General features: G+C 48.6%; 11 protein-coding genes and 1 pseudogene. 4 read left to right on the top strand and 8 right to left on the bottom strand.

Annotation, left to right across the window (positions count from 1 at the left end):
- The first annotated feature begins 509 nt into the window (after positions 1–509).
- On the top strand, positions 510–1436 hold the full coding sequence (locus tag Q0J41_RS03870) for an NAD(P)/FAD-dependent oxidoreductase (RefSeq protein WP_296226359.1): 927 nt from the start codon (positions 510–512) through the stop codon (positions 1434–1436).
- Between the two features lie 34 nt (positions 1437–1470).
- Positions 1471–2130, top strand: a complete 660-nt coding sequence (locus Q0J41_RS03865) for a VTT domain-containing protein (RefSeq protein ID WP_296226356.1) — start codon at positions 1471–1473, stop codon at positions 2128–2130.
- Positions 2131–2201: 71 nt separating this feature from the next.
- Here Q0J41_RS03865 and Q0J41_RS03860 read toward each other — a convergent pair whose 3' ends face one another.
- The 6 genes from Q0J41_RS03860 to Q0J41_RS03835 form a co-directional block, all read right to left on the bottom strand.
- Positions 2202–2807: a TIGR01906 family membrane protein gene (locus tag Q0J41_RS03860; RefSeq protein ID WP_296226354.1), complete on the bottom strand. Its 606-nt coding sequence runs from the start codon at positions 2805–2807 to the stop codon at positions 2202–2204.
- On the bottom strand, positions 2804–3574 hold the full coding sequence (locus Q0J41_RS03855) for a TIGR01457 family HAD-type hydrolase (protein ID WP_296226352.1): 771 nt from the start codon (positions 3572–3574) through the stop codon (positions 2804–2806). The genes Q0J41_RS03860 and Q0J41_RS03855 overlap by 4 nt, the downstream gene beginning before the upstream one ends.
- Entirely contained in the window at positions 3571–4158 is a 588-nt protein-coding gene (locus Q0J41_RS03850; RefSeq protein ID WP_296226351.1) for a YutD family protein, read from the bottom strand. Before Q0J41_RS03850 ends, Q0J41_RS03855 begins: the two co-directional genes overlap by 4 nt.
- On the bottom strand, positions 4124–5536 hold the full coding sequence (locus Q0J41_RS03845) for a bifunctional UDP-sugar hydrolase/5'-nucleotidase (protein WP_296226348.1): 1413 nt from the start codon (positions 5534–5536) through the stop codon (positions 4124–4126). The genes Q0J41_RS03850 and Q0J41_RS03845 overlap by 35 nt, the downstream gene beginning before the upstream one ends.
- Positions 5537–5546: 10 nt before the next feature.
- On the bottom strand, positions 5547–5879 hold the full coding sequence (locus Q0J41_RS03840; protein ID WP_003619597.1) for a hypothetical protein: 333 nt from the start codon (positions 5877–5879) through the stop codon (positions 5547–5549).
- Positions 5880–5985: 106 nt separating this feature from the next.
- Positions 5986–6987 carry a substrate-binding domain-containing protein gene (locus Q0J41_RS03835; RefSeq protein WP_296226345.1) on the bottom strand — a complete coding sequence of 334 codons (1002 nt, stop codon included), beginning with the start codon at positions 6985–6987 and terminating at the stop codon, positions 5986–5988.
- A 152-nt stretch (positions 6988–7139) separates the two neighbouring features.
- Between Q0J41_RS03835 and pepQ the strand changes: the two genes are divergently transcribed.
- Positions 7140–8246 carry a Xaa-Pro dipeptidase gene (gene pepQ, locus Q0J41_RS03830; RefSeq protein WP_296226343.1) on the top strand — a complete coding sequence of 369 codons (1107 nt, stop codon included), beginning with the start codon at positions 7140–7142 and terminating at the stop codon, positions 8244–8246.
- Positions 8247–8308: 62 nt separating this feature from the next.
- Here pepQ and Q0J41_RS03825 read toward each other — a convergent pair whose 3' ends face one another.
- Positions 8309–8554, bottom strand: a complete 246-nt coding sequence (locus Q0J41_RS03825) for a hypothetical protein (protein WP_296226342.1) — start codon at positions 8552–8554, stop codon at positions 8309–8311.
- Between the two features lie 19 nt (positions 8555–8573).
- Positions 8574–9257 (bottom strand): hypothetical protein, encoded by a 684-nt coding sequence (locus Q0J41_RS03820; RefSeq protein WP_296226341.1) that lies wholly within the window; start codon positions 9255–9257, stop codon positions 8574–8576.
- 139 nt (positions 9258–9396) lie between these two features.
- On the opposite strand from Q0J41_RS03820, the pseudogene Q0J41_RS03815 reads away from it, so the two are divergent.
- Positions 9397–9570: pseudogene (locus tag Q0J41_RS03815) on the top strand (M24 family metallopeptidase); the annotation flags it as partial.
- Between the last annotated feature and the right edge of the window lie 373 nt (positions 9571–9943).

Raw genomic sequence — 9943 nt, 5'->3', positions numbered from 1 at the left:
CTTGCGAATTGACTTCGCTTATTTGTTTGGATCAAACATTGTTTGACCCGCACACTGCGAAACTTTGTTCAGTTTTCAAAGTACCAACTGCGTCTTAGTGACGCAACGTTTTATATCTTACTCGCTTGTCGACTTCTTGTCAACAAGTTTTCGATATTTTCTTTTTGCCTCTGCGAGACCTGCTTGTCTCACGCGGCAACAAACATTAGTATACTAGCTTTTTCCGATTCGTCAAATTTGCTTTTTCATTCGTTTTATGATTGGCCCACCCGGCAGAGTTGTGATTGCTAGTTTTCTGCTTATATTCCACTTTTTCGCTTTTAGCTGAAGAATTCTCTTTTGCCAGAAAAGATAGTTCGATTTTTGCCTTTTTCAGCTTGAAAATTTTGTAACAAGTTTTTTACTTTTTTCGTTTCGCTTCTTAATTAATTTTGCCGGCGTTCTATGGTAAAGTTGTTTTAGTATATTTTCGAAAGGAGATCTCGCTTATCAAACAATATGATCTTGCCGTGATTGGCGCTGGACCAGTCGGCCTTTTCGCGGCCTACTTCGCCCGCCTGCATGGCTTAAAGACGGTTATCCTTGAATCCTTGAACGAACCTGGCGGACAGCCGGAAATGCTCTACCCCTTCAAGAAGATCCTGGACATCCCTGTCTTCAATGAAATCACCGCGGCTGACTTAACCAAGCGCCTCTTAGCCAACTTAACCGACCAGGACCTGGTCACTGGCCACAAGGTCAGCCAGCTGGAGAAAACTGACGACTTCGTGATCGATGGCGAATACCAGGTTCGCAGCATTATCGTGGCAACTGGCAACGGGGCCTTTAAGGCCAAAAAGTTCCCCCTCAAGGCGACCCCGGAGGCTGAAGACCACATCCACTACTTTTTCAAAAATCCTGACCTCTTTACTGGCCAGAAGATCGGCATCTTCGGCGGCGGAGACACGGCTTTAGACTGGGCCCAGGAACTTTCCCAAATCGCTGACGTCACCCTCGTTCACCGGCGTGACCAGTTCCGGGGCATGGAAAGCAGCGTGGAAAACTTGAAGGCTGACCAAAAGGTGACCTTAAAGACCCCCTACCTGCCAAAGAGCATGCAGGTCGAAAAGGGCCAGCTGCAAATTTCCTTGAAAAAGGTCGGCGGAGATGAAGTCACTCAAGAAACTTTTGACCAGATCCTGGTCGCCTACGGCTTCCGGGCCGACAACCGCTTTGTTAACAAGTGGGGGGTTGACCTGGACCAGGGCTTGATCGCCGTTGACCGGTCCATGCAGACCAGCGTGCCTGGCATCTATGCCATTGGCGACTCCTGCGGCTATCCGGGCCGGGTGCCAGTTATCGGGATCGGTTTTGGGGAAGCCCAGATCGCGGTCAACGCGATTATGCAGGACCTCTTCCCGGAAAAAAGCCTGACCATCCACTCAACCAGTATCTAGCGGAAAAAAGAAAAATAAGAAATGAGGTTAACACATGCCACTGATTGACTTTATCCTGCACATCGATGACCACTTGGTGACCATCGTCAACAACTTTGGGGCAGGAACCTATTGGATCATTTTTGCCATCATCTTTATCGAAACTGGTTTGGTCATCTTCCCCTTCCTGCCAGGTGACTCCTTGATCTTCGCGGCTGCCGCCATGGCCGCCAACCCGAAATACGGTTTAAATGTCTGGCTGCTCTATCTTATTGCCGCCGCTGCCGCAATTATCGGTGACAGCATCAACTATGAAATCGGCAAGTGGTCAGTCACTTCCGGAGCCAAGCACAGCTGGTTCAACAAGCTGATCAATGAAAACAACCGGCTGGCAGCGGAGAAGTTCTTTGAAAGACATGGCTCCATTACCATCGTGATCGGCCGTTTCATCCCCTTCATCCGGACCTTCGTGCCCTTCATCTCCGGGGGCAGCAAGATGCACTACCGGACTTTCGTCATCTACAACATCCTGGGAGGCCTGCTCTGGACTGCCCTCTTCACCGGTATCGGCTACTTCTTCGGCAACTTCCCGCTCGTCAAGGACCACTTCTCCTTGATCGTGATCGGCATCATCTTGGTTTCAGTCGTGCCAATCCTGGTCGTGGCCTTGAAGAAAAAGCTCACCATGCGGCACGAGCAGCAATTTGGCGAATAAAACAAAGCAAAAAATAAGGACCTGCCGGTCCTTATTTTTTTGGTCTAAATTCTGTTTAAGTGCTTTCCGGTTTACTTTTTCAGCAAAAAGCGGGCCAGGTAGAGCTCGTAAATCGCCCCGCCAACGGCAAAGCAGGAGGCAAAGAAGCCTTCCGTCAAGATGTTGATGACTGGATCAGTCGCCGGGTCAAAAAGCCAGTTGTCGCTACGGAAAAAGAAAGTATGAAAGACCCGGAAGAAACTGTCAAAGTCGGTCAAGGCAAAAGGCATGACCACAATCGGCAGCAGCATCAAGAGCAAGGCCTGGGTCTGGGTCAATTTAAGCGGCTTCTTGTAATTGCGGAAATAGCTGCTGAGAGCCAGGCAGAGCAGGAAAACTAGCTCGGCCAGAGTAAAAAGATTTTTGACATCGGCAAAGTGAGCAGCCGCTGAAGCCGAAGTCGGCAGGTTGCTCATCTGCAGCTTGGTCTGACCAGGCCAGACCAGGTAAAGCAGGAGTTGGTTATAGTTGCTCATGACCTGGCCCACGGTCAAGTTAACCGTTTGGTAAGTCTTCTCCAGCAAGGTAAAAAGCAAAAGCAGGGGCCAACTGACTACAATCGCGCCAACGACAGCACTGGAAACCGCGAAAAGGAAATGGAAAAGGGGCTGGCCCAGCTTGCTTAGGAATTTTTTCATAGGCTAAATTCATCCAAATCGTTCACTAAATAAGTCGGCGGAGTGAGACCGGCCAGGTCTGCCTTTTGCGTCACCCCGGTCAAGGTCAAGAGGGTGTCCACTCCGCTGTTGATTCCGGCCATAATGTCAGTTGGGTAATTGTCACCGACAATCAAGGCCTCTTCCGCCTTGACCCCGGTCAAGTCCAGGGCCCGGTTAACGATAATAGCTTCCGGCTTGCCGATAAAAAGGGGCTTTTGCCCAGAGGCAACTTCCAAGGCCGCGCAAATTGAACCGTTGCCTGGCCGCAATTCCTTGCCCACCGGCAGGTTCTGGTCGGAATTTGTGCCGATAAAGACCGCTCCCCGGTGAATGCAGCGGGTGGCTACCATGAGCTTGTGGTAGGTCAAATCCGTGTCCATCCCCACGATCACGTAGTCGGGATTTTCCTCATCATAGTAGAATTCCGGCCGGTCCAGTATCTCCTTCCAAAGGCCAATTTGACCAATGATGTAGACACCGATTGGCCTTTTCGCCTCTTTTTCCAAAATATAGCTGGCCGTGGCCATGCTGGGCGTGTAGATCTTAGAAACGTCGGTCTTGACTCCGTGCCCGGCCAGTTTATCAGCTACCATCTGGGGCGTTCGGGTCGTGTTATTGGTCAAAAACAGGTAATCAAGACCTGCCTCATCCAGGCGCTTGACAAAGCGGACGCCGGATTCAATGGTCTCCTTGCCCCGGTAAATGGTCCCGTCCAAATCAATCAAAAATAAGCGGTAATCTTTCACGGCTTCTTCTTTCTAATCACAAAGGCCTGGCGGCGGTTCTTCTTGCGGCTTTCAGCATAGCTGCCCTTCTTGGGCCGGCCGTCCTTGACCTTTCTTTCGCTAAAAGCCGCCTTGTTCTTCGGCCGCTTTCTGGCTGGCCGCCGGCGCTGGGTCGGCCGGGGCTTACGGCTGGGCTGGAGGGATTCCAGGATAAAGTAAGGCGCGCCAGGATTGCAGTATTCAGTCAAATAGTCAACAATCGTCGACTTTTTCCGGTCAATGGATGTCTTGACATAGTCATTGTAAAAGCCCCTAAGGCGCAAATGCTCGCTGGAAACATCCCCGACCAGGTAGTCATACTGATCCAGGTATGGATCGTATTTTTGCTTCAAGACTTCCCGGTCCAGGGCATCCCGCTGGTTGACCAAAAGGCGGTATTCGCGCTGGTTGATCACCACTTTCTCGCCGGCAATTGCAACTTCTGCCAGGGGATGGAGGGGCTTGACTTCAGCCGCCTCTTCTTTTTGCTCTTTCTTGCCTCTAGCTTCTTTTAGCTTTTTCTCCTTCTCTTTATCTTTTTTCGCTTCTTTCTGCTCTTTCCTCAATAAGTTCACCTTCTTTTTTCACAGGATATTTACGGCCCAAGTAGTCGCCCACGACTTCCCTTAAAAACTGCGGGAAGAGGAATTCATTTTCACCGACAATGGCCAAAGTCGGGAAAAACGGGATCAGGACATAGTGGTCCAAAACGGCGATCCGGTATTCTTCCGCCGGGTCCAGCAATTGCCCGTTGACGAAAACGTTCCTGGTCATTGGGTCATACTTGATCCCCCTGTAGTAGACCTCGCCAAAAATCTTCCCTCTAAAGCTCATCCCCACCAGAGGATAATGTTCCAAAAAGTGCCGGTTCTTTTCCACTTCCATGACCAGCCGCCACAAGTCCCGGCCTAAAAGAGTGGTCCGGACGACATGCATCGGGTGTGGCAAGGCATGCTGGAGGTCAAACTGGTTGATGAGGCCGCGCTTAAATGGCGTCAAAAAGAGGCCGGTGCTCAGCATGGCCAGGTCGGTGCCGGCAAAGTCAGCGATTGCCTCCAAGGAGACGTCGATCGCGGCCAGCTTGTCATCCTTGAACTTCTCTGGCAAGTCCGCCACCTGCCGGCTCTGCAGCATCTTCTGCCCCTCTTCATATAAGGCGGCAATTTCTGCTTCATCGCCCGCCTGGCTTGGCAAATCAGCTACCGGCACGGTAGTTGGTTTAATCGAAATGATCTTGTGGTCATCGCCGATTTCCAGGCTGATGTCGCCGACATAATTGCCCCACTTGCCCGTCTGGGTGATCCAGGTGCGGCCTTCCCTAACCCCTTTTTCCAAAAGGGTGTGGCTGTGTCCGCCCACGATCAGGTCGATTTCCGGGTAGTGCTTGGCCAGCCACTGGTCCATTCTGAGGCCCACGTGAGTCAGCAAAATCAAGCAGTCATACTGGCCGGCAATTTCCGGCAGAACCCGGTCCATAGTCTCGCCCAGCATCTTGATCTGCCAGTGGTTGGGACCGTATGTCATTGGATAAGCAGCCGTTAAGCCTACTAAAGCCAACCGGGTGCCCTTTTTGGTCTTGATGATCTTGTAATCATTGGCCCAGGCCGGCCAGCTTTCGTCTTCTTCTCTGAGGTTAGACAAGAGGACCGGGAAGTTGGCGTGGTCAAAAAGCCGCTCCAAAACGGCATGCGGGTTGGAAATTCCCTCATTGTTGCCAATCGTGATAGCGTCATAGTGAAAGTCGTTCATCAAGCGGATGTTGGCCTGGCCCTCTGTAGCATCAGACAAGGGATGGGACCGGTCCATGAAGTCGCCGGCGTCAAAAGTCAAAACCTGGTCGGCAGCCGCCGTTTCTTGTACCTGCTTCAAATAGCGCCTAATTTTTGGAAAATGTTCAAAGTGCGAGTGCAAGTCGTTGGTATGCAGAATCCGCAAAGTTTCCATTTTCTTCCTCCTAGCCGATCTTGTTCGCTTTCAAAACCATTTCATAAGCATCCCTGACCGGGCCTTTAGGCTTGTCCCATTCCACCCATTGCGGGTTCTCCCAGTCTTCTTCGTTCATCAAAGTATGCAGCTGGTAGGCCTTGTTAATGTACTGCTCGTAAGTTTCCAGCGCCTTGGTGCGCGGGATGTTGATGACCAGAATCCGCACGCTCTTGATTAAACCGTTGTTGACCGCCAGTTCCGCGAAGCCGTTTTGGTCGATGTTGGAAATTTCATAGTACTGACTGCCGTCGTTTCTGGTAATCTCTTCGATCAAGTCGAATTGCTCGTATAAGTGATCCATTTGTGCCCCCCATTATCTTATAAAAAGATTGTAACACAAAGTTCAGCCGCCTTTGCCCGGGCGAAACTAAAAGAGCCCGCCGCTTGGCAGGCTCTTTAGAAAAATCTTACTTGTTCAAGGTACTTTGCTTCTTGATCAATTCGTATGGCAAAACGATGTGCTTGTCTTCCAGGCCTTCATCGTTCATCAGCTTGGTCAGCATTCTCATGGCTACGGCCCCCAAGTCGTAGAGCGGCTGCTTGATCGTGGTCAAGGCTGGCCGGACAACTGAGGCGATTTGGGTCGCGCTGGCCGTAACGATTTCGAATTCTTCCGGCACCTTAGCCCCGCGGTCCAGAGCGGAGTTGAGGAGGCCAACTGAGGAAACGTCCTTGGTGACGATGGCCCCGCTGATCCCCTTCTTGGCCAGTTCCGGGTAAAGGTTGTAGCCGTCGGAGTAGTCCTTGATATTGTCAAAAATCTCGCAGCCTTCCAGTTCATTGTCAGCCACGAACTTCTCAAAGGCCGGAATCCGGTGGTCCCGGTTGATTGGCGCTTCCTTGTCACCCACAACCAAGGCCAGCTTCTTCTTGCCGTCGTTTAAAAGCAGGTTCAAAGCTTCTGTGTCGGCCTTCTTGTAGTCGATGTTGACTGACGGAAATTCCAGGTTATCGGAAACAGTTCCGGCCAAAACGACTGGCGTGTCGGTCCGCTTGAAGGCTTCCGCTGCTTCTTCAGACAGCTTGTTGGACATGTAAATGACCCCGTCAACCTGCTTGTTGAGCAAGCCTTGAATGACGGCGTCTTCCTTCATCAAGCGGTTTTCCACGCTGGAGATGATGATATTGTACTTGTACAAAACAGCAATGTCGTCGATCCCCTTTGACAATTCGGCAAAGTACAAGTTGGTCAAGTCAGGCACGATCAAGCCGACCGTTGTGGTCCGCTTTGAGGCCAGACCCTGCGCTACCGCGTTTGGTTGGTAGTGCAGACGCTTGATAACTTCCATGACCCGGTCACGGGTTTCCTTGCGGACATTGTTGTTGCCGTTGACTACCCGGGAAACCGTGGCCATAGAAACCTTGGCTTCCCGAGCAACATCGTAAATGGTTACATCTTGCTTATGCATAATAACAGCCCACCTATCTAAATACTAATTACTGATATAATGATACCATGAGAATGCTTTTGGTGCAATCGCTTACAGCCATTTTTTCAACTTTTTTCAGTTTTTTTAGTGCTATACTGAGGTTGATTTCATTAATTAAGGAGAATTTTGCCATGAATTTAGACAAATTACAAAACTGGCTGCAAGAAAACGGGATGGACGTAGCCTACATTTCCAGCCCGACTACCATCAACTATTTCACGGGTTTCATTACTGATCCTGAAGAAAGAATCTTCAAGCTTTTCGCCTTCAAGGACGCCGAACCCTTCCTCTTCTGCCCGGCCTTGAACTATGAAGAAGCCAAGGCATCAGCTTGGGACGGGGACGTGGTCGGCTACCTGGACAGCGAAGACCCATGGAGCAAGATCGCTGAAGAAATCAAGCAGCGGACCAAGGACTATCAAAACTGGGCTGTTGAAAAAAGCGGCTTGACGGTTGCCCACTACCAGGCCCTGCACGCTCAATTCCCTGACTCCGACTTCTCCAAGGACTTGTCTAACTTCATCGCCCACATCCGCCTCTTCAAGACGGAAAGCGAACTGGTCAAGCTGCGCAAGGCCGGGGAAGAAGCGGACTTTGCCTTCCAGATCGGTTTTGAGGCCCTCAGAAACGGGGTTACCGAACGGGCCGTGGTCAGCCAGATTGAATACCAATTGAAGCTGCAAAAGGGCGTGATGCAGACCAGCTTTGACACCATTGTCCAGGCTGGTAAGAACGCGGCTAACCCGCACCAAGGCCCAAGCATGAACACGGTTCAGCCAAACGAACTGGTGCTTTTTGACTTGGGGACCATGCACGAAGGCTACGCTTCAGACTCCAGCCGGACGGTTGCTTACGGGGAACCGACCGACAAGATGCGGGAAATCTACGAAGTCAACCGGACTGCCCAGCAAGCAGCCATTGACGCGGCTAAGCCAGGCATGACCGCTAGCGAACTTGACGGCGTAGCCCGCAAGATCATCACTGACGCCGGATACGGTGAATACTTCATCCACCGCTTGGGCCACGGGATCGGGATGGAAGTCCACGAATTCCCGTCCATCGCTAACGGCAACGATGTTGTTTTGCAAGAAGGCATGTGCTTCTCCATTGAACCAGGGATCTACATCCCAGGCTTTGCCGGCGTCCGGATCGAAGACTGCGGGGTCCTCACCAAGGAGGGCTTCAAGCCATTCACCCACACTAGCAAGGAATTAAAGGTTCTGCCGGTTAAGGAATAAAATTGAAAACAGAAAAAGGCTTCTAAAAGTATCTCTCTTCTAGAAGCCTTTTTTGTATACAATTATGCCTTGCGAAGGTCGCGAATCAAGTAGTATACCCCAATTACGGTCAACAGCAAGTAGACATTCAGAAAATCATGATAGCCTTCCTTCATGACAAAAATGGCAAAAAAAGCAGCAGGCAGGATGGTCAAAATTATTCCCCGGTATTTTCTCAGCTTCAAAACAAACGGATCTTCTGTTTTCTTAAAGGAAAAATACATTGCCGTTAGGTAAATCAGAAAAAGAACCATGTTTGTTGTCGTCATGTGCTTTATCCTCGCCTAATTACTTAAACGTTTTGATTTTATAAAATCCAGTTTTGTTAACATCCATGTACAAATAGCTATGTGGATGCATGTTATTCATATAGTCTAAATCACTTTTTACTTTATTAAGATAAGCAGCTACACTACCGGAAACAGCTGCCGCAGCACCTGAAGAAACAACTGCAGCCAAAGCTCCAGTAATGGCCAACGCTGTCACATAACTGTCTAATTCGTGATCCATTTGATAAACAGCCGCATTACTTCTGAAATAGTATCTTGTTCCCCACCAAAATAGTTTATAAGTATAATGCTTTTTGGTCGTCTTCTTTCTTGAAGCATACAAGCTAATACCAAACTTTATATTATTGTTTGAGGGAGACGTTGCTGTCACTTCTTTAGTGGTAACATTAATCTTTTTATCATTAGCAGATACGTCTTCATTTGTATTGTCAATCATTTGCTGAACTGCTTCAATTTCTTGACTGGAAAAACTATTATTTACAGGTAAGTTAAGAATAAACTTGTTATTTTTTACTTGAACATATTTATCAAATTTACTTATTTCTTTATTTGATAAAACTGTCGAAGTGTTCATAGTAACATCATTTCTTTGATCTAAACTCGCTTCTACTAGTGATGCAGGCTGCAAAAATGGAACTACAGCCATTACAGATACCACTAACAATCTAATTGCTTTATTCATTTTATCCTCCTATGCAAAATCAGTAATCAGTTGATTGCTAATTTCATGCAACAATTTTAATTATTGAGCAAATAATACACCGTAATTGGTAATAATGCAACCCGTATTTTAATCGAAGTCCAATTATTTAAAAAATCATAACGGCAACGATGTTGTTTTGCAAGAAGGCATGTGCTTCTCCATTGAACCAGGGATCTACATCCCAGGCTTTTCCGGCGTCCGGATCGAAGACTGCGGGGTCCTCACCAAGGAAGGCTTCAAGCCATTCACCCACACTAGCAAGGAATTGAAGGTTCTGACAGTTAAGGAATAAAAAAGCAAACAAAACATACTAATCTGGTGTTGGATGATTACTCGACGGAGTAGTCGTTCAACACTTTTTCTTTTACTATATAAAGTGGAGATGAAGCCAATGCCGTGGGCTTTTTGGACACACGATGTCGTAATAAAAACTGGCAGCTTCACCATTCAATTGAGAATCTCGTCTAAGTATGTTGGCTATTAAAGTCCTGTTGAGAAAATTAGATCTGATTGGATTAGGTTGAAGGCAGCTCATCTCCAAGTAAAGCGGAGGTTTATTCTTATGGATTTATTGAAAACTGTTTTCGGTATTGATGTTAGCAGCCGGAAGTCTAACGTATGCATTATGGTCAATGGCCAAAAAGTTAATGACTATGCCATCTCCA

This window comes from uncultured Lactobacillus sp., assembly GCF_944327175.1.
Taxonomy (GTDB): Bacteria; Bacillota; Bacilli; order Lactobacillales; family Lactobacillaceae; genus Lactobacillus.
The sequence above is the reverse complement of the archived record's forward strand: the minus strand, read 5'-3'. Positions and strand labels throughout refer to the sequence as shown.